Annotated in this window: 22 protein-coding genes; 13 read left to right on the forward strand and 9 right to left on the reverse strand. The window is 36.8% G+C overall.

The window, feature by feature from the left end; all coding sequences use genetic code 11:
* Positions 1-123: 123 nt before the first annotated feature.
* The 4 genes from ACP3T3_RS12580 to ACP3T3_RS12595 all read left to right on the forward strand — a co-directional run bounded on the left by ACP3T3_RS12580 (position 124) and on the right by ACP3T3_RS12595 (position 2,819).
* Positions 124-888 carry a DUF6759 domain-containing protein gene (locus ACP3T3_RS12580; protein WP_426476202.1) on the forward strand — a complete coding sequence of 255 codons (765 nt, stop codon included), beginning with the start codon at positions 124-126 and terminating at the stop codon, positions 886-888.
* A gap of 96 nt (positions 889-984) precedes the next feature.
* Positions 985-1,662, forward strand: a complete 678-nt coding sequence (trmB, locus tag ACP3T3_RS12585) for a tRNA (guanosine(46)-N7)-methyltransferase TrmB (protein ID WP_426476203.1) — start codon at positions 985-987, stop codon at positions 1,660-1,662.
* A gap of 240 nt (positions 1,663-1,902) precedes the next feature.
* The gene (locus ACP3T3_RS12590; protein ID WP_426476204.1) at positions 1,903-2,379 is read left to right on the forward strand and encodes a DUF6759 domain-containing protein; all 477 of its coding nucleotides are present in this window, start codon (positions 1,903-1,905) and stop codon (positions 2,377-2,379) included.
* On the forward strand, positions 2,376-2,819 hold the full coding sequence (locus ACP3T3_RS12595) for a DUF6759 domain-containing protein (RefSeq protein WP_426476205.1): 444 nt from the start codon (positions 2,376-2,378) through the stop codon (positions 2,817-2,819). The genes ACP3T3_RS12590 and ACP3T3_RS12595 overlap by 4 nt, the downstream gene beginning before the upstream one ends.
* Before the next feature lie 119 nt (positions 2,820-2,938).
* Here the strand turns inward: ACP3T3_RS12595 and rpsB are convergent, their stop codons facing one another.
* From rpsB to rplM, 3 genes are all read right to left on the reverse strand, one after another.
* Positions 2,939-3,700: a 30S ribosomal protein S2 gene (gene rpsB / locus ACP3T3_RS12600; protein ID WP_034692922.1), complete on the reverse strand. Its 762-nt coding sequence runs from the start codon at positions 3,698-3,700 to the stop codon at positions 2,939-2,941.
* 183 nt (positions 3,701-3,883) lie between these two features.
* Positions 3,884-4,270, reverse strand: a complete 387-nt coding sequence (gene rpsI / locus ACP3T3_RS12605) for a 30S ribosomal protein S9 (RefSeq protein WP_047373582.1) — start codon at positions 4,268-4,270, stop codon at positions 3,884-3,886.
* A gap of 6 nt (positions 4,271-4,276) precedes the next feature.
* Positions 4,277-4,732 carry a 50S ribosomal protein L13 gene (gene rplM, locus ACP3T3_RS12610; RefSeq protein ID WP_002976217.1) on the reverse strand — a complete coding sequence of 152 codons (456 nt, stop codon included), beginning with the start codon at positions 4,730-4,732 and terminating at the stop codon, positions 4,277-4,279.
* 343 nt (positions 4,733-5,075) lie between these two features.
* On the opposite strand from rplM, the gene ACP3T3_RS12615 reads away from it, so the two are divergent.
* A complete protein-coding gene (locus ACP3T3_RS12615; RefSeq protein ID WP_426476206.1) occupies positions 5,076-6,170 on the forward strand; it encodes a DUF3667 domain-containing protein in 1,095 nt (364 codons plus the stop codon).
* Between the two features lies 1 nt (position 6,171).
* Here ACP3T3_RS12615 and ACP3T3_RS12620 read toward each other — a convergent pair whose 3' ends face one another.
* On the reverse strand, positions 6,172-6,504 hold the full coding sequence (locus tag ACP3T3_RS12620) for a hypothetical protein (protein ID WP_426476207.1): 333 nt from the start codon (positions 6,502-6,504) through the stop codon (positions 6,172-6,174).
* 257 nt (positions 6,505-6,761) lie between these two features.
* Here ACP3T3_RS12620 and ACP3T3_RS12625 point away from each other — a divergent pair, with 257 nt between their 5' ends.
* The 5 genes from ACP3T3_RS12625 (at position 6,762) to ACP3T3_RS12645 (ending at position 13,919) form a co-directional block, all read left to right on the forward strand.
* Entirely contained in the window at positions 6,762-7,160 is a 399-nt protein-coding gene (locus tag ACP3T3_RS12625) for a hypothetical protein (RefSeq protein WP_426476208.1), read from the forward strand.
* Positions 7,157-8,401 (forward strand): hypothetical protein, encoded by a 1,245-nt coding sequence (locus ACP3T3_RS12630; protein ID WP_426476209.1) that lies wholly within the window; start codon positions 7,157-7,159, stop codon positions 8,399-8,401. Before ACP3T3_RS12625 ends, ACP3T3_RS12630 begins: the two co-directional genes overlap by 4 nt.
* Positions 8,402-8,660: 259 nt before the next feature.
* Positions 8,661-12,008 (forward strand): methylmalonyl-CoA mutase family protein, encoded by a 3,348-nt coding sequence (locus ACP3T3_RS12635; RefSeq protein WP_426476210.1) that lies wholly within the window; start codon positions 8,661-8,663, stop codon positions 12,006-12,008.
* 114 nt (positions 12,009-12,122) lie between these two features.
* A complete protein-coding gene (locus ACP3T3_RS12640) occupies positions 12,123-13,166 on the forward strand; it encodes a hypothetical protein (RefSeq protein WP_426476211.1) in 1,044 nt (347 codons plus the stop codon).
* 42 nt (positions 13,167-13,208) lie between these two features.
* Entirely contained in the window at positions 13,209-13,919 is a 711-nt protein-coding gene (locus ACP3T3_RS12645) for a diphthine--ammonia ligase (protein ID WP_426476212.1), read from the forward strand.
* A 28-nt stretch (positions 13,920-13,947) separates the two neighbouring features.
* Here the strand turns inward: ACP3T3_RS12645 and ACP3T3_RS12650 are convergent, their stop codons facing one another.
* Positions 13,948-15,357, reverse strand: coding sequence for a pyridoxal phosphate-dependent decarboxylase family protein (locus tag ACP3T3_RS12650; protein ID WP_426476213.1), 1,410 nt, complete (start codon positions 15,355-15,357; stop codon positions 13,948-13,950).
* A 163-nt stretch (positions 15,358-15,520) separates the two neighbouring features.
* Here ACP3T3_RS12650 and ACP3T3_RS12655 point away from each other — a divergent pair, with 163 nt between their 5' ends.
* Positions 15,521-16,630: a serine hydrolase domain-containing protein gene (locus ACP3T3_RS12655; protein WP_426476214.1), complete on the forward strand. Its 1,110-nt coding sequence runs from the start codon at positions 15,521-15,523 to the stop codon at positions 16,628-16,630.
* Between the two features lie 59 nt (positions 16,631-16,689).
* Here ACP3T3_RS12655 and ACP3T3_RS12660 read toward each other — a convergent pair whose 3' ends face one another.
* Together ACP3T3_RS12660 and ACP3T3_RS12665 are read right to left on the reverse strand one after the other, a co-directional pair.
* Positions 16,690-17,361, reverse strand: coding sequence for a hypothetical protein (locus ACP3T3_RS12660; RefSeq protein ID WP_426476215.1), 672 nt, complete (start codon positions 17,359-17,361; stop codon positions 16,690-16,692).
* Positions 17,358-17,681: a PadR family transcriptional regulator gene (locus tag ACP3T3_RS12665; protein ID WP_426476216.1), complete on the reverse strand. Its 324-nt coding sequence runs from the start codon at positions 17,679-17,681 to the stop codon at positions 17,358-17,360. Before ACP3T3_RS12665 ends, ACP3T3_RS12660 begins: the two co-directional genes overlap by 4 nt.
* An 82-nt stretch (positions 17,682-17,763) precedes the next feature.
* Here ACP3T3_RS12665 and ACP3T3_RS12670 point away from each other — a divergent pair, with 82 nt between their 5' ends.
* Complete coding sequence (locus tag ACP3T3_RS12670) at positions 17,764-18,288, forward strand: 2'-5' RNA ligase family protein (RefSeq protein ID WP_426476217.1); 525 nt, start codon at positions 17,764-17,766, stop codon at positions 18,286-18,288.
* Between the two features lie 28 nt (positions 18,289-18,316).
* Here ACP3T3_RS12670 and ACP3T3_RS12675 read toward each other — a convergent pair whose 3' ends face one another.
* Both ACP3T3_RS12675 and ACP3T3_RS12680 read right to left on the reverse strand, forming a co-directional pair.
* Positions 18,317-19,675 (reverse strand): M64 family metallopeptidase, encoded by a 1,359-nt coding sequence (locus ACP3T3_RS12675; RefSeq protein WP_426476218.1) that lies wholly within the window; start codon positions 19,673-19,675, stop codon positions 18,317-18,319.
* A gap of 2 nt (positions 19,676-19,677) precedes the next feature.
* Complete coding sequence (locus tag ACP3T3_RS12680) at positions 19,678-20,160, reverse strand: hypothetical protein (RefSeq protein WP_426476219.1); 483 nt, start codon at positions 20,158-20,160, stop codon at positions 19,678-19,680.
* Positions 20,161-20,260: 100 nt separating this feature from the next.
* Between ACP3T3_RS12680 and ruvC the strand changes: the two genes are divergently transcribed.
* The gene (gene ruvC / locus ACP3T3_RS12685) at positions 20,261-20,815 is read left to right on the forward strand and encodes a crossover junction endodeoxyribonuclease RuvC (RefSeq protein WP_426476220.1); all 555 of its coding nucleotides are present in this window, start codon (positions 20,261-20,263) and stop codon (positions 20,813-20,815) included.
* Positions 20,816-20,880 lie beyond the last annotated feature (65 nt).

Consider the following 20,880-nt stretch of genomic DNA (forward strand, 5'->3'; position numbering starts at 1 on the left):
TTAAATTTATCTCACAAACAAGTGTTTAAAATAAAAACACCGGTATTTCGTTATTCAATTAAAACTAACCAACCCGGAAAGCAAATTAAATAGAAGCACCAAATTTTAATTTAATACTAATTAATGAAAAAAGTACTTTTACTTCTTTGTTGTATGTTTTTCGTTACGATGTCTGCTCAAAAAAAAGGGAAAGACTACAGTAATATTTTGAAAAGTAAGAATATCTACGAAATCAATGCCTTCTTAAGGGATGCCCATCCCGATGATCCCCGAAGATCTGTCCTGAAACCCAGGGTAATGGAAATGATGAAAGAATACATCAAAAATGCACATCCTGCCGACCAGAAAGTAAAAGATATGCAGGAAATGCTCGCTATGCTGAGGAGAAGACCCTCTACAAAGATCACTTTTGATGAAATGAATGCCATCATCAAACAGAAGCAAATTGCAAAATATAAGGCTGAACTGGCAGCAAAGCAGCCTACTACTGTTTACACACCAAGTACTGCTCAGAATACATTTGTTGTTAACACCACTGCAAATGCTGCTATCCCTAATGCTGAAGCAGAAGAATTCAATATGCTTATGGCGGTATCTCCTGTGGAACATAAAAACAGGACAGTCAAAATCCTTAATTCTTTATTTGATAATGATCCCAATACCAAAGAGTGCATTGTTCTGATTCAAAATAAATCTGACTGTAATATCATTGTAAGAATGGAAGGTGTAGGGACTACTAAATACAGACTGGCTGTGCCTGCCCAGGGCGAAGGCTCAATTGTTATAGAAAAAGGCCAGTATCTTTTTACCAGCCTTGTTTGCGGAGCTCAGTATGCCTCGCAAAAAACAATTGAAAGGCCTATTATGGTGGCGTTGGGTAGCCATTAATATCAGCTGGAAACGAATGATCTCTTTGTCTTTTACCCCCAAAAGACAAAGATACTCCACAAATTTTCACTATTTTTGCACTCATTTTATAACTCAATGGGCAAGAATAAATTAGCAAGATTTGCAGAAAACAAAATATTACCGAATGTAATCCAACCCACAAGGGAAGAGGCTTTAAATGGTTTCGAACTTAGGGGAAAATGGAGAGAAAATTTCTTTAAAAATGATCATCCAATTGTATTGGAATTAGGCTGTGGAAAAGGAGAATATTCGGTAGGACTCGCAAAAACATTTCCTGAAAAAAACTTTATCGGAGTTGATATCAAGGGGGCAAGATTTTGGTTTGGCGCTAAAGAAGCTGTAGATAGCAACATGAATAATGTGGCTTTTTTGAGAACGCAGATTGAACTTGTAGATTATTTTTTTGCTGAAAATGAAGTAGATGAAATATGGATTACGTTCCCGGATCCACAAATCAAATATAAAAGAACAAAACACAGATTAACACATCCGGATTTTTTAAACCGTTATAAAAAATTCCTTAAGCCAGGAGGGATTATCCACCTGAAAACTGATTCAGAATTCCTGCACGGATATACGCTTGGATATCTGCAGGGAGCAGGCTATGAAATTATTTCTGCCCATCACGATATCTATGGTGCCCCGGAATATGATCCCAATACGGAACATTTGAGAGATATCAAAACGTATTACGAAGAGCTGTTCTCAGCAAAGGGAAAAACAATTACGTATATCAAATTCCGGATAAGCTGATGAAATAAAAACTTGATGAAATAAAATTTTTTAACGATTTTATTCTTCACATTTCTTATCCCGACCTTTACAAACGCTCAAAAAAGCAGTAAAGAGATTCTAAAAAGCACAAATATCAAAGAAATTGAACAATACCTGAAGAACGCACACCCTGACGATCCTAAGAAAAGCGTACTGAAGCCAAAACTTATTGCTTTAAAAAACACAGAATGGACAAAAGGAGCCCGTACCGCCAAGCCAATGGAAGCCAGGCCTGTTACTGCAGATATTCCTAAAAGCATTATGAGAAATCCTGATTCGGAAGATGCTGAAGAATTTAAAAAGCTCATTGCTGAAACAACTGTTCAGCATAAGGAAAAAACAGTAAAGGTATTGAATGCTATGTTTAATAAGGATATCAGCCGGAACGAGTCAATTCTTTTATTTAAAAATAGCTCAGACTGCAATATTGTACTGAGAATTGAAGGAAAAGAGTTTTACAATCTGGCTGTTGCAGCCCATTCAGAAAACTTTATTGTGCTTACCAAGGGTTTATATACACTCAACAGCAATATCTGCGATATGAAATATTCCTCTACAAAAGATATTAAAAAAAGTATATTTGTAACGATAGACAATCCGAAACAACCTGGTGCAGAACTGAAATCTGTCCAAAAGGAACCGATACCGGAAAAGTCACCAAAAAAAACAAAGTCAAAAAAAAATAAAATAGGATGAAAAAACTATTAGTTCTTACCGGGATCTCATTAATTCTTGCCAGCTGTAATGTAAACTATGGCAGCTATCCGGGAAGAACTTCCTACCCCTACCCTGGCAGCAGTGCAGGCAACAAAGCAGCCAATACGGAAAGAGAATATAACGAACTATTAAAGACTTATAAGCCGGAAACAACAGAAGTTCTTAATGATCTTCTTAACAGCGATGATCCTAAGAATCCTAAGACCTCTATTTCGGTAGAAAACAAATCTCCCTGCAACATGGTGCTTACGGTAACCGGGAATAATTTCTTCAAGAAAATCCCAATCGGAGCCGGAAAAATAGGATATACTATGGTTCCTAAAAATCAGAACTACAGCTTATCCGGAATTTTATGCAACTCGACTTATCAATCTACAAAGTATATAACGACTTCCTATTCTATAAAACTTTCAAACTAAATATAACCTGCAGAATACTGTAGGTTTTTATTTTTTAATAATAAAAGCCTTAATATAAACAAATAAAAAAACGCTGGATCGAAATCCAGCGTTTTTCCTATAGTAAAGAAAATCTTTAATTATTCTGCATCGAAATCAGCATCTGTATCAGCAGATACTTTTTCTCCTTCTTCTTTAGATTTTTCTTTATCAGCTTTTCTTTGAGACTGACCTTCTTTGATTGATTCAGAAACTACGCTAAGAATCATATCAATAGACTTAGAAGCATCATCGTTTCCTGGGATAACGAAGTCAACTTTTCTAGGGTCAGAGTTTGTATCAACGATACCGAAAACCGGAATACCTAGTTTCTTAGCTTCAGTTACCGCGATGTGTTCTCTTAAGATATCAACTACAAATACAGCAGATGGAAGTCTCACCATGTCAGCGATAGAACCTAAGTTCTTCTCAAGGTTAGCTCTTTGTCTGTCAACTTGTAATCTTTCTTTTTTAGATAAAGTTTCGAACGTACCGTCTTTTTTCATTTTGTCGATAGAGTTCATCTTCTTTACAGCCTTTCTGATAGTAACGAAGTTCGTTAACATACCACCTGGCCATCTTTCAGTAATATAAGGCATATTAAGTTCAGAAGCGTGTTTTGCAACAACTTCTTTCGCTTGCTTCTTAGTAGCTACGAAAAGAACTTTTTTACCTGCAGAAGTTAATTTTTCTAAAGCACTGCAAGCTTCATCTAATTTAACTGCTGTTTTATGTAAGTCTACAATGTGAATACCGTTTTTCTCCATAAAAATGTATGGAGCCATATTTGGATTCCACTTTCTAGTCATGTGACCGAAGTGTACGCCAGCCTCTAAAAGGTCTTTTACATTTGCTTTTGCCATGTTTTCTGTTTTTGTTAGTTTACTTTCCGTCTTTTAAACAATCAACAACTTCTTTAGATGGGAGAAGCGTTTGGATGCTAAACGTAACGGGCAATTTTTTTGTTTAGATAAATAGATTTTAGATAAAAGACAACAGATTGAATAAATTCTGAAATCTGAAATCTTGAATCTGAAGTCTGAAAATTAACGTTTTGAGAATTGGAATCTCTTTCTTGCTTTTTTCTGACCTGGCTTCTTTCTTTCCACCATTCTTGCGTCTCTTGTAAGTAAACCAGCTGGCTTTAATGCTAATCTGAACTCAGCGTTGATTTCGCATAAAGCTCTTGAAATACCTAATCTGATAGCTTCTGCCTGACCTGTATTTCCACCACCGAAAACATTTACGGTAACGTCATACTGACCAACAGTCTCAGAAAGGATAAACGGTTGGTTTAATTTGTAAACCATCACGTCTGTAGAGAAATATTCTTTAGCATCTTTTCCGTTTACTGTAATGTTTCCAGAACCTGGTCTTACATAAACTCTTGCTACAGAAGTTTTTCTTCTTCCGATTTTGTGAACTATAGACATAATTAATTATTTAAATTCGTTAACATTAATTGTTTTAGGCTGTTGAGCTTCATGTTTGTGCTCAGTTCCTTCATATAAATAAAGGTTCTTAAGGATAGCAGCTCCTAGTCTGTTTTTAGGTAACATACCTTTTACAGACTTCTCTAATACCTTTAAAGAATCTTTCTTTTGAAGTTCAGCCGCAGTCATAGACTTCTGTCCACCAGGATATCCTGTATGCCAGATATAAGTCTTATCAGCCCACTTGTTTCCGGAAAGTGTAATTTTCCCAGCATTCAAAACGATTACGTTATCACCACAATCTACGTGAGGTGTGTAATTCGTTTTGTGCTTACCTCTCAAAATCTTTGCAACCGTAGAAGCTAATCTACCTAACGGCTGTCCTTCAGCGTCTACCACAACCCATTCTTTATTAGCAGTAGCTTTGTTCGCTGAAACAGTTTTGTAACTTAATGTATTCACACGTTTTAGTTAAAGATTAAACATAATTTACCCCTAAAAGGGTGTGCAAAGGTACAAATTATTTTTGTAACCCAAAAACATATTTTATTTAATCTATATAATCTTCATTATATCCTCGCTGTCAATAGATTTTAACTTATTTACAATTCTGGCATACATATTGAAAACTGTTGTGCCGAAAAAATACGTCGAAGATTCTAAAAACACAAATGAAAAAGCAAAGAGTTTATTCCCTCAACTCTTTCTTTTATTAAATTTACTTTAAAGATTTCCGTAAAACATACTAATATAATTATAATTTCAATGAAATAATTATATTTGCGCTAACCATATTCTAAAATCCATGAACCACGGAAAACTAAGAGAAGATAAAACCTGCCTGAACTGCGGGCACCACGTTGAAGAAAGGTTTTGCCCCCACTGCGGACAGGAAAATATTGAAAGCAGACAGCCCTTCCATTTTCTCTTTACTCATTTTATTGAGGATTTCACCCATTATGACGGGCAGTTCTGGAAAACCATACAATATCTGTTTACCCGGCCAGGAAGACTTACCAAAGAATACCTTGCGGGTAAAAGACAATTATATGTGGCTCCTGTAAAACTATATATATTCATAAGTTTCCTGACATTTTTCATCCCCAATATTTTACCTCATGCCAAAGAGGAAGCTGAGAAACCGAGTCACATTAAAAAAGAAACCAGGGCAAAAAATCAGAAAGATATTTCCAAAGACCTTGTAAAAAAATTGCAAAAAGAAGGCGTCCTCTCGCATGAAACGGCAGCCACTACACAAAAAGGACTCGATACCTTACAAATAAATGACGGTAAGGAAAAAGATGAACTGTTTGACAGTACATTTGATCCTCAGGAAGCATCCATTATGCATGCTTATACAATAAAACAATATGATTCTATTCTTGCCAAGGACAACACAGGTATCTATTCCTTAATGAGGCCCGTTGCAGAAAAAGTATTTGAATTGAAAGAAGACGGATACAGCAAGAATCAGATTTGGGAAAAGTATAAAGAAAATTTTATTCATACCATTCCTAAAGCGCTCTTTGTATATCTCCCGATATTTGCATTCTTTCTATGGCTGTTTCATAACAAGAAAAAATGGTGGTACTTTGATCATGGTATATTTACCCTTCACTATTTCTCATTCCTTCTGTTAGCAATAATGATATTTATAGTGGGAGAAAAAATTGCAAGCTTTCTTCCGGAGAGCAGCTTACTTACCTTATTGTATGTCTTAGTCAGTCTGGGGCTTGGCCTTTATATGACCATTTATTTCTTTGTAGCACACCACAGGGTATACGAAACCAAAAAAAGGATAAGTATTCTGAAAGGTTCCTTATTATTTATAGTAAACTATATAGGATTGATTCTGATGTTTCTGGCGTTAATGTATTTAAGCTTTATTATGCTTCATTAGCCTAGTTTCTAAGGGATTTATTTCCCCTGAAGCTTGCAAATAAATAGTAGGCCACAAAAACTGTTGAAAATTTCAGGATAGATGGAATCGCCAGCTCAAGATTAAAAATTAAAGCTCCGATAAGCACCAGAACCGCCATGGCTGCAAATGAAAGGCCTAATTTTTTAGGCAGTGTAAAATCAGGAGTATCCAGATAATAAGCAATTCCCCAGGCAGAGCCGAAGGCAAAGGCATAATAAATATCCAGTCCGATGTTTTCAGAACTTAAAAAGAAATAATTGATCAGGAAGCTTACTACCGTTCCTAAAGCGAAATACATCAAGGCTTTTTGCATGTCTGTAAAATATGCTGCAAAAATAGAGAATTTAATTGGGGTGCAGAATCAGTACTCACAATTTAATTATTGAATCAGAAGCTGCACTTTTTTATTCCTGAAAAATTGGATCCGGTCATTAAAACAATATCATATCACCCGAAAAGGTAATTGACAACGGATGTTACAAATGATAAATTTGAAATAAAATTAAAGCCAAAATCCTCATGAGAATGAGTCAATAATTTTAAAAAAAATACACAAAAAAATTAATAGACATGAAAAAAATTCCCTACAAAACAGTAAAAATTGCTGACTTTCACGAAAATAACGTGGAAGTGAATGTAATAATAAGCGCTAACACACAATTTGGCGATCCCCATTTTATCATCAATGGAATGCGGATAGATGACAACAATTTAAAAGAGGATGGGTTTTCTTTTACCATTCCAAAAGCAGATTTAGAATCCAATAATTTACTTTTCGCAACCTCTTTTAATATTAATATGCAGGTGAACCATCTGCAGATCTTAATCAATACATGCAGAATAAAATTTGAGTTTCCTCAGATCCCTAGTAAGAACTTTCATTTCAATCCTTTTGAAGGGAAAACAACTAAAGATTTATCCGGTAAATTTATCTATGGAGTTTATAAATACATAAAAGTTGAGCTATGAAAAAGATATTAATACTAACAGCTCTGGTGACCGGAACAACATTGCTATTTTCTCAAAACAAAGAAATTAGTGCAGAACTAAATAAACTGGAGCTTTCCAATGCACCCAGTGTAATGCTTCTCGGCTTAGCAAGTTCGGATTTGGAAACTCCAAAATCGAAAAAGGCTTTCATGACCAGTATAGTTAATTCTTTCAGCGAAAGTGACGGTCTTCCTAATGCTTATGCAGTAGAACTTACCCCCACTCATTTATTTCCTTTAACGGAGATGGATGCTTTGAAATATGCCGGCATTAACAGTATTAAAAAACCGGACAATACTTATGAGTATAAGAATAACATTTTCAGTGAAGCAAAAAATGTTTCATTCTCATTGGCCTTTCTGAGAAATTATAAAATTGAAAATCTTGACACAGAAAATCCTTCTGCATCTTTTTCCTTAAGAACCACAGTACTTAAGGTAAGGAATAAAAAAAATATAGATGCCATTGCGAATTCAAACAATAACATTTCCAGGGAATTAACCGATATTCAAAGAGAGTTTGAACAATCACCACAGTTCAAAGAGATCATCACATCTAACATCAGCCCAAGCGAAAAGGAAGAAAAACTTGAAAAAGCACAAGATGAGTTTGTCACAGATTATTATAAAACCGAAACTGAAAAATATAAAAAGTACCTTGACGAAAAACCTGCTTTTCAATTAGATGTGGCTTCGGCCTACAGCACTTTCTTTTTAGATAATCAATTCAAGAATAATCAATTCGGAAAATTGGGATTTTGGATGACCATGAGTTCCGGAATTAATCTCGAAAGACAAAATCCCAGCTCTGCTGAAGATCAAAATAAGGTAAAATCCAAAGTAACCATCAAAGAAACCTCTACAGACACTTCAAAAACGGAAAAAAGGTTAAATTTCTATGCCGTTGCAAGATACATGCAGGACAAAACAGTTTATGATGTTGCTAACGGATTCAGCAAAACCAACAATTATGATTTTGGTGGAAAAATAGAGCTCGTCTACAATAGATTCTCTATCGGCTATGAATTTATCTACAGAAGCAGTGATCTGGACAACACCTATCGTTCCAACGGAATCATTAATTATAAAGTATCTGACAGTGTGTACATTAATGCAGCTTTTGGAAAGAATTACGGTGATAAGGATAATCTCATTTCATTTTTAGGATTGAACTTGGGATTGGACAGCAAAAGAAGAACACTATTTTCAGAAAAACAATAAAAACAAAAGCTTTTTTACAATTAAAGACCCACATCAGGTTGAAGCAATGGAAAAATGCCGGTAGATTTTGATCTGCCGGCATTTATATTTTTATGGAGTATCCTAATAATCCGGAAAATACAGGCCTCGCCTCTGGCAAAGACTGCCCTGCTAAAAAAATAATTAATTTAAACGTTTAAAAATCAAAACATTACACTGCAAGACAAGGTTTTCATTTTATTACTATATTTGAGAACTTAGAAACTGTCTAGAATTTTTTATGGAAACCCAAAAATATACTCCAACCAACAAGGTAAGAATCGTAACTGCTGCCTCATTATTTGATGGGCATGATGCTGCAATCAATATTATGCGTCGTGTTATTCAGGGAACAGGATGCGAAGTGATCCACTTAGGACACGATAAATCAGCAGAAGAAGTTGTAAATACAGCGATCCAGGAAGATGCCAATGCAATTGCATTAACCTCATACCAGGGAGGTCACAATGAATATTTCAAATATATCTACGACCTTTTGAGAGAAAAAAATTCACCTCAGATCAAAATTTTTGGTGGCGGTGGCGGTGTCATCCTTCCGGAAGAAATCAAAGATCTTATGTCTTACGGAATCGACAGAATTTATTCTCCGGATGACGGCCGTGAGCTTGGCCTTCAGGGAATGATTGATGATCTGGTACACCGATCAGATTTTGCTACAGGAAAAGATGTTACAGCCAAAGATCTTGATGATATCAGCTTTGAAAACCCATCTAGCATTGCACAAATCATCTCTGCCGTTGAAAACTTTTCAGAAGAAAAGCCGGATCTTGTAAAAGCAATCGACGAAAAATCTAAAGATTTAACCATTCCGATTATTGGTATTACAGGTACCGGAGGAGCAGGTAAATCTTCTTTGACAGACGAATTGGTAAGACGTTTCTTACGTTCAAATACAGATAAAAAAATCGCGATTATTTCCATTGACCCTTCGAAAAAAAAAACCGGAGGTGCTTTACTGGGAGACAGAATCCGTATGAATGCGATCAATGATCCAAGGGTGTATATGCGTTCTATGGCCACCAGAGAAAACAACGTTTCTGTATCTCCGTTTATTCATTCTGCACTGAATGTACTGAAGCTGGCTCACCCGGATGTAATCATCCTCGAAACGTCAGGGATCGGGCAGTCTGGCTCAGAAGTTTCGGATTTCGCAGATGTTTCCATGTACGTAATGACTCCTGAATATGGAGCTTCTACACAGCTGGAAAAAATCGACATGTTAGACTATGCGGATCTTGTCGCATTGAACAAATCTGACAAACGCGGAGCCCTGGATGCTCTTCAGGCGGTAAGAAAGCAGTTCCAGAGAAACCACCTTTTATGGGAAAGCCAATTGGAAGACATGCCGGTTTATGCCACAAAAGCATCTCAGTTCAATGATCATGGTACCACTGAATTATACAACAGATTGGTTTCAAAAGTAAACGAAAAGTTTGCAGACTTGAACTTAAATACTTTTGCAGAGCAGGAAATCACAGAAGAAGTAACCATTATCCCTCCGAAAAGAGTCCGCTATCTTTCTGAAATCGTTGAAAACAACAAACAATACGACCTCAATATTGAAAAGCAGGCTGAATTAGCCAGGAAAATGTATCATATTGAAGGCGTAAAAAATATCATTTCCAATGAAGTTTTGGATGCTGAATATCAAAAGGCAGAAAAAGAGCTTCAACAGGATAATATCGATTTCCTGAGAACCTGGGACGACACGAAAAAAGCTTTCCATGCAGAGTTTTATTCTTACTTCGTAAGAGGAAAAGAGATCAAGGTTGAAACTTCTACAGAGTCTTTATCCCACTTAAGAATTCCAAAAATTGCACTACCAAAATACAATGACTGGGGTGATCTGATCAAATGGAAAGGGCAGGAAAACCTTCCGGGAAGCTTCCCTTATACAGCGGGAATTTATCCGTTCAAGAGAACAGGTGAAGATCCTACAAGGATGTTTGCAGGAGAAGGAGGTCCTGAAAGAACCAACAGAAGATTCCATTATGTTTCTGCAGAAATGCCTGCAAAACGTTTGTCTACAGCATTTGACTCTGTAACATTATACGGTCAGGATCCTGCTTTACCACCGGATATCTATGGTAAAATCGGAAATGCGGGGGTTTCTATTGCAACATTGGATGATGCTAAAAAATTATACTCCGGGTTTGATCTTGTAAATGCACTGACTTCAGTTTCAATGACGATCAACGGTCCTGCACCGATGCTGCTGGCTTTCTTCATGAATGCGGCCATCGATCAGAATGTTGAAAAATATATCAAAGAAAACGGTTTAGAGTCTAAAGTAGAAGCTAAGCTTAAGGAGAAATTTGACGACAAAGGCTTAGAAAGACCGAAATATAACGGTGAACTTCCTCCCTCCAACAATGGTTTAGGATTACAGCTTTTAGGATTAACGGGTGATGAAGTAATCCCTGCTGATGTATATGCGGAAATCAAAGCGAAAACAATTGCCACGGTTCGTGGTACTGTCCAGGCTGATATTTTAAAAGAAGACCAGGCTCAGAATACCTGTATCTTCTCTACGGAATTTGCGTTGAGATTAATGGGTGACGTTCAGGAATATTTCATCAGAGAAAAAGTGAGAAACTTCTACTCTGTTTCCATTTCAGGATACCATATTGCTGAAGCTGGAGCCAATCCGGTTTCCCAATTGGCATTCACACTGGCCAACGGTTTCACGTATGTGGAATACTATTTAAGCCGTGGAATGGACATCAATGATTTTGCACCCAACTTATCTTTCTTCTTCTCCAACGGTATCGACCCTGAATATTCAGTAATCGGACGTGTAGCAAGAAGAATCTGGGCAAAAGCGATGAAATTAAAATACGGAGCAGATGAAAGAAGCCAGATGCTGAAATACCACATCCAGACTTCAGGACGCTCTCTGCATGCTCAGGAAATCGATTTCAACGATATCAGAACTACTCTTCAGGCACTGTATGCGATCTATGACAACTGTAATTCACTTCATACCAATGCTTATGACGAAGCGATCACGACTCCTACTGAGCAATCTGTAAGAAGAGCCATGGCAATCCAGTTAATTATCAATAAAGAATTAGGATTGGCCAAAAACGAAAATCCTCTTCAGGGATCATTCATCATTGAAGAATTAACAGATCTTGTAGAAGAAGCTGTCTATTCAGAATTCGACAGAATTACAGAAAGAGGCGGTGTTCTGGGAGCCATGGAAACCATGTATCAGCGTTCAAAAATCCAGGAAGAATCTATGCATTACGAATGGCTGAAACATACCGGTGAATATCCGATCATCGGAGTAAATACATTCTTAGGAAAAGACGGTTCACCAACGGTTTTACCAGGAGAAGTTATCCGTTCTACAGAAGAGGAAAAACAGGCACAGATTGTGTCTCTTCATAACTTCCAGCAAGCCAATGACAACAGATCTGAAGAAGCGTTAAGAAAACTTCAGCATGCAGCCATCAACCAGCAGAACTTATTTGAAGTCATGATGGATGCTGTGAAATACTGTTCTCTGGGACAGATTACCAATGCTCTATTTGAAGTGGGCGGTAAATACAGAAGAAATATGTAAGTCGTAATCAGACCGATATATTAATAAAAAACCTCAAAGAAATTCTTTGGGGTTTTATTATTTTCATAAACTAATCATTAAATTTATTCGTTATTACAGTTCAAAATAACCACTATGAAAACCCATTTAAAAGGAATGTTATTGTTAACAGCGCTCTGTACCTCATGTATGGTCTTATCGCAGAAACGTACAGAAGATTTTACAATCAGTCTTCCCACCCATCAAGCAGATAAAAGCTATTATAAAACCATCAAAGTTATTGATGACAGAATAGATACGACTTCAATAGGAATTGTACAGCAGGGCGCATTGAATGCAAAAGCAAGAGTTATTCCCACATCACCGCTTTCCGAACAGTTCCAAAGTGTTCTAAACAGCTTAAATAATGGCAATGCAGAGAATGGAAGTTTGGTTTTATATCTTAAACAATTATATTTTGCCGAAGTTTCTAAAGCATTTACAGAATTCGGATATTGTTATTTCCAGGGGTTTTTATTCGCAAAAAATGAAGACGGAACCTATTCTTTACTTGAAAAAACAGATACAGTTGTTGATCACAAAGCATCAGATGTAACGAAAGAAATTGTAAGAAAAGGCAGTGAAATGCTGGGGCAATTCATTGCTAAAAATGTATCCAGAAAAGCTGATACAACAATGAAATATACTTTTGAACAGATTAAACAATTTGATGATATTGACAAACAGTCTATAGCTTTATATAATTCTACCCAGTTAAAAGATGGTGTTTATAAGGATTATCTTTCATTAAAAAACCAGCAGCCTCAAAAAGAAATCACCCACGTAAAGTTTTATGGCAGCATGCCGAAAATTGTAAGGATCTACGAAACTGTTGACGGAAAAGAACAGGAAATAAAAAAGGAAGACATCTATGCAGTTATTTACAAAGGTGAGCTATACATTTATCTTCCTATCGAAAACCTCTTTAATAAAGCTGAAAAAAAAGACAACGACTATTATTTTGTAGGAAAACTAAGATCGGGAGGCAGCCCCAATGCAGGTAATCTGAGTATCGGAATGTTCTTCGGTGCGGTGGGCGTTTTGCTTGCTTCAAATCCTGCTTACCCGTTCGAACAGAAAATCGATTATATTAACGGTGCTTTTATTCCTGTCAGAGAAATCCAGTCTAAAAAATATTAATTCACGGAATCTTCCTATTTTTGGAAGATTTTTATTTCTAAGATGAAACCAAAAGCTTTATTCAACTGGAGCAGTGGAAAAGACTCTGCCTTCGCCCTTTATAAAATACTCCAGGAGGATCAATATGAGATCTCCACTCTTCTCACCAGCATCAATGAGGAATTTCAAAGAATTTCCATGCATGGAGTCCATGTTTCTCTTTTAGAAAAACAAGCGACAAGCCTTGGAATTCCTTTAATGAAAATGGAGCTTCCCAAAGAGCCATCCATGGAAGAATACCAGCAAATCATGAGCAAAAAAATGGCAGAAATTAAAGCTCGGGGGATTACACATTCCATTTTTGGAGATATTTTCCTGGAAGATTTAAGAAAATACAGAGAAGACCAATTAAATGCTATTGGTATGAAGGCCATATTTCCTCTTTGGAAACAAAATACCACCAACCTCATCTATGAATTTTTAGAGCTTGGCTTTAAAACTATTGTAACCTGCGTCAACGGATCTTACCTCGATCAAAGTTTTGCAGGACGGATTATTGATCAAAAATTCATCAATGACCTTCCTGAAAATGTAGATCCATGTGGAGAAAATGGGGAGTTTCACACCTTTACCTTTGACGGACCCATTTTCAAAAACCCAGTTGAGTTTGAGATCGGCGAAACAGTCAAAAAAACATACCCTAAACCTAAAACAGCTCCTGAAGACGAAGATGAAGAATATGTTTTCTGGTTCAGTGATCTGTTATTAAAATAGCCTGTGAATATTGATCCACAGGCTTTTATTATTTTATTTCTGCAATAATTTCATTCATAAGATCAAATACCAGCCGGATGTCCTTTTCACTGGTTATCCAGTTGACAAAAGCCGCTCTTATTCCTTTATGCCGGTTATAAAAAGTAGGCGTCATAAAGACTTTTCCTGTATCATTGACCTTTTCAAGAAATAAATCCACCTCGTTTTGTCTTGCCACATCTTTTAGGGTAAAGCAAACGGTATTCAATCTTACGGGAGCCAGCAGTTTAAAATCATCACTGTTTTCAATCAGCTTTCCAAACTGTCCCGCCAAGGATATATTATCATCTACAATTTCCTGATATCCTTTTTTACCATATGCCATGAGAGAGAACCAGGCCGGCAGTGCCTTCAGCCTTCTTGAATTCTCAGGAAGGAAGTTTAAGTAATTAAAATTATCCAAAGGATCTCCAAGATAGGGAGCATTTGAATTCTGAAAGGCTTCAATCTGTAGAATTTTATATTGCTCTTTAATCAGAAATACAGCACTTTCATAAGGTACATTCATCCATTTATGGCAGTCCACAGTTATACTGTCCGCAAATTCCCAATTCTCTACAAGATGCCTGTGTGTTTCTGAACAGGCTGCAAATCCACCGAAAGCCGCATCAATATGCCACCAGAACCTGTACCTTTCTTTAAGTTTACTGATTGCCTTAAAATCATCAAAATCCACTGTATTAACTGTTCCTCCGCTGGAAATCAGGATAAATAGCTCTCCGTTAAGTTTCAGGATATTTTCTTCAAGATCCTGAATACAAATAGCTTCCCTGTTTCCTTCCTGAATTTTAATCTGAACAATGTTATTGCTGCCCAATCCCAATAGTGACAGTGATTTGATGGAAGATGAATGGGGTGTTGCTCCCAGCACTTTTATTTCTCCGGAAACACCTTCTCTGGCAATATCTTTTCCCATCTCTTTGCCAAGCCATTGGCGGGCAGCTGCCAAACAGGTAAAGTTGGACATAGTAGCACCCGTTACAAAGCCTCCCAAAAAACTTTCGGGAAGCTGAAGGAGATCCAGCAAAAGCCGTATAGCTTCCACCTCTATGATTCCTGAGATATCACCTTGCCCTTTCATCGTCTGGGTATTCTGATCATAAACAGTGGCAAGCCAGTCGCCCGCTACCGATGCCGGTGTCGCACCGCCGGTTACAAATCCCCAATATCTCGGACCTCCGGAACCAACCATTATCGGCTCAAATTTTTCGTTGAAAATACGAAGTGCCTCTTCCGTGCCATATCCTGTATCGGGCAGCTCATGTTTTTCTGATGGATGATGATGGATGATGGATGTGGTTCTTTCTTCAATAGTGCTCAGGTACTCTGCGCCCTGTTCTTTGACAATATCCAGCAGATGCCGTATGTTTTCTGAATCTCTTTTCAAATATTCATTCATAGTTTTGTGACAAATAATATTCAAAAGTATTAAAAGAGAATCATAAAATGATATTTAACTTACCTAAAAAACCCTTTCTAGCACGCAATTTGCATCCCTTAATGCTCTTTTAGATATTTTAGTATCTTTAAGAACACAACCATCATTTAAAAATACAACACCTGTGATCAAAAATTTATTACTCCTGTCCTTTTTCTGTCTTTTGTTTTCCTGTAGAACTGAAGCTCCGAAAGCTTCTCCTGTTGATAAAAAAGCAATTATTGATTCTACCATCACAGCTTTTCAGAAAACACTTTTAGAACAACAGATTGATTCCACCTTCAAAAAGTATCATTTTAATGGGAGCATAGCTGTTTTCAAGGATTCTTTACCTCTTTACCGAAGAGAAAACGGATATGCTGACTTTAAGAGAAAAACGAAAATTGACAGCAATACCATTTTTGCCATAGGGTCTGTGAGTAAACAATTCACGGCTGTTTTGATCCTGCTTCAGATGGAACAGGGAAAGCTCAGCGTAAAGGATAAAGCTTCAAAATACCTGAAAGAATTCCAGACCAGGGAATATGAAAACATAACGATTCACCAATTGTTAAATCATACTTCTGGATTGAATATGCTGGGCGGAAAACTGATGTTCAAAAGCGGATCAGATTTTTTCTACTCCAACGACGGATTCAATACCCTTGGGAAGATTGTGGAAAAAGTCTCCGGAAAACCATATAGTGAGAATGTACTGGAGCTCTTTAAAAAAGCCGGAATGACGCATTCTTCTACAGGCGATATTTTTACAGGGAAAAATTTCGCAAGTGCCTATCTTGGTACACCCGGTACATTTCAGGAAGTTCCCAACATGCCGAAAAGATTAGGGGGAAGAGAAATCGGAACTCCGGCTGGTGGAATCTTATCTACTATTCAGGACCTCCATTCATGGAATAACGCTCTGTATGGCGGAAAAATTTTAAAACCTGAAACCCTGAAGATGTTTATGGCAAAAAGTTCAGAAAGACGCCATGCTATCTTTGGAAAGATGGGCTATGCCTATGGAATCATGCTTAATATCGGGCAACCTAATTCTTATTTTCACAGTGGTTATATAAAGGGTTCTCCGTCCTTAAACATCTATTATCCGGATACAAAAACATCCGTAATTATCCTGTCTAACATCGCAAATGAAGAAAAAGGGAAAAGCTCCATTTTCAGGCCTCATATTGAAGTAAAAAAGATCACAGATCATCTTGAGAATACGCTTATACAGCTTAGATCAAAGGATTAATTTTGATGGTTTATGCTGACTTCAGAAATTCCTGCATTTTTAATAAATTCTTTTTATGCTCAATAAAATTGAGTACGGCAAAAACGAGAGCGACCTGTAATACAAAAGGGAAGAATCAAAGTCATCAGAAAACCTACCACATCAGTATAATTCTGTTCTCTGAAAAACCGGTAAGCATAATGTCCGCTCCTTATGGCCACCTGCATCATGGAGCTGGCGCAAACAACCATTAATCCCAGATTCTGCTGATACATGGTGTAAAGAGATTTCCCCCTATATTTAAAGTCAGCTTTAATATATTTCCAGATTTTATAATTTAAAATCCAGATTAATATCGTTGCTGTTACAAAGGAGCCATTCAACAGTTTAAAAAAAAGATCATATTGCTTTTGATTTCCTGATATAAAAATCAGCAATAGATTGACAGCAAAAGCCAGGGTACCTACCATCAAAGATTTTTTGAAAAGCACACTGTACTTTTCCTGAATAATTCTTTTGGCAATCAAAGGAATTTTCTCAGGGTAAAATAACAGGTAATTCACCTTTTTAAACTCTCCATTCCAGGATTCTTTTACCTTTAAAAAGGCTTCCTCAAAGCTGATATTTTCATTACACTGAATATTCGAAATCTGGTTGATCATATGATCTCTGATTTCTACAAGAATATCTAATGAGAGCTGTTGAGCAACCAGATAATCTGTCATTTTATTTTCCTGTGCCTCTGTGATCATATATTAAAAATTGTCTGTAGGTTGAGTAAATAGCTTTTCATCTCAAATTCCTGTTCTGCCTGCTGTTTTTTTCCTTTTCCGGTCAGCAGATAGTATTTCCGTTCTCTTCCGTTGATTTTCTGAATTTCGGAAGTGATCATTCCATCGCTTTCCAATTTGTGTAACAATGGATAAAGGGCTCCCTCTGTCATTTCGAGCTCACCCTGAGTAAGCTCTTTAGCTCTTTGGGTAATCTGATATCCATACATTTTAATTTCTTTTGAAAGGAGTTTCAAAATAATATTCTGTAAGGTACCTTTATAAAGGCTGTTCTTTTTCATGAAAGAATTTATATGCATTACAAACTTATGCATAATTTTCTTATGTATTAGAATTTAATGTAAAAAACTCTTAATTTGCTTTATGAAAAAAATGTACTTCATTGCCATCTACCCTCCTCAGGAGATTATTGAAGAAATAAAATTCTTCAAAAGAGATCTGGCAATTCATTACGCCAGTTCCAGGGCGTTAAAAAATGAAGCACACATTACTCTTTTCCCGCCCTTTTCCAGAGAATCAGAACTGGAGGGTGATATTCACACTGCTTTTCAGAAGATCAATACAGAAATGACTCCTTTTGAAATAGAACTTGATGGGTTTGGAAGTTTTCCTAATCCAAAGAATCCTGTAATATTTGTTCAGCCTGATAATAATCCTCACCTAACAGAGCTTTATTATAGGGTAAAACAACATTTCAATTTTGGCAATTATTCTTTCAATCCTCATATGACGATAGGATACAGAGATCTGACCTGGGATAATTACCTCAAAGCCTGGGAAAAATACAAAACCATGCAATACAAAACTAAATTCTTAGTTGATAAAATTTTACTGTTGCGTCACGATGGACAATGGGTGTCTATAGCAGAGAAAAAGCTGGAAAATTAAATCCGGCTGTCCCCGGTTTATTTCAATTTTATTCTTTTATAATCTTCTGAGAAATAATCAGGTTTTTATTTTCTTTTACATTCAACAGATAAGTACCTGCAGGATAATTTTTAATATCCACCCGTAGTGCAGATTCTTTCAATTCAAATCCGGACGGGATTAATTTTCCGGAAGCATCATATATTTCCACACTTACATTCTTTGAAAATTCCTGTTTTCCTTTGATAAAAAATTCTCCAGCTGTGGGATTTGGATACATGCTGAAGCGTCTTTCTTCTGCTTTTACTTCTGAAAGCTTAAGGGTTGATTTGCTCAGAGTCCAGGAAACACTGGTAACATGAAGAGTGCTGTGATTATCTACTTTCAAAAGCGGATTGTTATCAACTACCGAAAATATCAAGGTATTATTTCCGTTATTCAGTTGCCCCGGGGTAATCGTAACACTATTTCCTGTTGCTCCCAGAACCGTTCCGTTCAGATTCCACGAGTTAGCCAGGGTATTGGGAATGGGAAGAATTTCATTAACCGTGAAAGTGACACTGGATGTTGCGTCAACAGAAGTATTGTTTGCAGGAGTATAAGAATCTACAGGAGAAACCAGACTATGGATTCTTTCAATAATTGCTTCTTTACATACGGAACAGAACTGCTGGTTAAGGTACCTCATCTCACAACTCTGATGCGGGCGGAACCACGTTGGACTTTCTGCATGAGGATATACGCCTACTCCATTCAATCCTACCCAATTTTTCCACTTAATGGTGGCAGGATTGGAATTCTGGGTTTTATTCGGAGATTCAAGTGAACCCGAAAACCAGTATTCATCGGCTAATTTACCAAAGGAATGTCCCAGCTCATGCACTACAATTTCATTTGAAGAGCCATTGAGTGAAGCAAATGCATAGGTACCTCCACAGCCTCCATATTCCGTAGAATTTCCTAACACGTATGTGATATCATAATCAGGAATATTAGCGGCCAGAACCTGTCCTACCTTATTGGTCGTATTACTGTAGATACATCTGTGAACTCCGACATCGAAAGTAGAGCCAAGATAATTATTAGGATTGGATACAGGGATTACAGGCTCAGCAACATCCGTAGCTGTTCCCGGATGCTTCACTCCTGATTCTGTGGAAACCACTTTTACCACATAGGCATTAAAATAATTTTTATATTCTGTATAAGGGCTTTTTGTGAATAGGTAATTGACTGTAGCCTGAGCTGATGTAGTAAAAGCAGTTTGCTGTGCAGAGGTGAATCCGTCACCTAAAACTGCAATAACAATTCGCTTGCTGTTATCTCCGTTCTGTAAAAGAGGTACCGTCTCAAATGTCTGCGCAAAACAGCTGCTTCCTATCAAAAGGGATAATAAAGTTTTTTTCATAATTATAGTTTTTGTGTGAATATTACCTGTACTCCATCATCAGTTGCTTTTTCAATCTTTACTGACTGAATATTTTCAGAATAAGAAAACCGGACACTGAATTCTGCATTCTGAAGGAAAGCTTTGTGTCTTGAAATTCCTTCTTTTTCATACACCTCTAGTTCAGGGTTAAAAGGATTTTTTACAAGCTGTTTCCCAACCTCTTTTCCACCAGACTCAGACAATGTGATAATAAGATCACCTTCACGAATATCACCTCTTTCAAAAGAAGGCATATGTTTCAATCTGCCGTCTGCAATTTTAGTACTCTGGAGAGTAATTTTTGCATTTCCAGACTGATCTTTACCGGCTTTAAAAAACAAATAAATAATCCGGTCGCTCTTTGCAACAGATTCCGGATATTTACTTTGAGTTAAAATTCCTTCCTTCTGAAAGCTGCATAACAGGAAAACAGGAACAATAAGTACATTAAATACATTTTTCATAATCATTTTTGTTTAAAGGTACTAAAGTTTTAAACAGGTATGAAAATCATTGTGGATTCTTTTTTATACTTAAAACATAGAAAGCCCTATCTTTGAAGCAATGATTTCAGAGAAAATAATTTTAGGAATTGACCCGGGGACAACTGTAATGGGATTTGGCATCATCTCCATAAAAAAAGGAAAAATGGAGATGGTTTCTATCCATGAACTGATCTTAAAAAAATACCCCAACCACGAAACCAAGCTCAAATATATTTTTGAAAGAACACTGTCTCTTATTGATGAGTTTCATCCGGATGAAGTGGCCCTTGAAGCCCCTTTTTATGGAAAAAACGTACAGAGTATGCTGAAACTGGGACGTGCGCAGGGAGTTGCTATGGCTGCCAGTCTTTACAGAAACATCCCTATTACCGAGTATTCTCCAAAAAAGATCAAGATGGCCATTACCGGAAACGGAAATGCAAGTAAGGAGCAGGTAGCCGGAATGCTTCAAAACCTTCTTCAGCTAAAAGAATTCCCTACGAAATACTTAGATGCTTCTGACGGGCTTGCGGTTGCTGTTTGCCATCATTTTAATTCCGGAACGATCGCAGATACCAAATCTTACTCCGGATGGGATAGTTTTTTGAAGCAGAATCCGGACAGACTGAAATAATTTTCATCTTTTCCACTTATATTTCAAAAGCAAATTTAATGCACTCAAACGCAATACATTAGGTA

The sequence above is a fragment of the Chryseobacterium sp. CBSDS_008 genome, assembly GCF_049959325.1.
Taxonomy (GTDB): domain Bacteria; phylum Bacteroidota; class Bacteroidia; order Flavobacteriales; family Weeksellaceae; genus Chryseobacterium.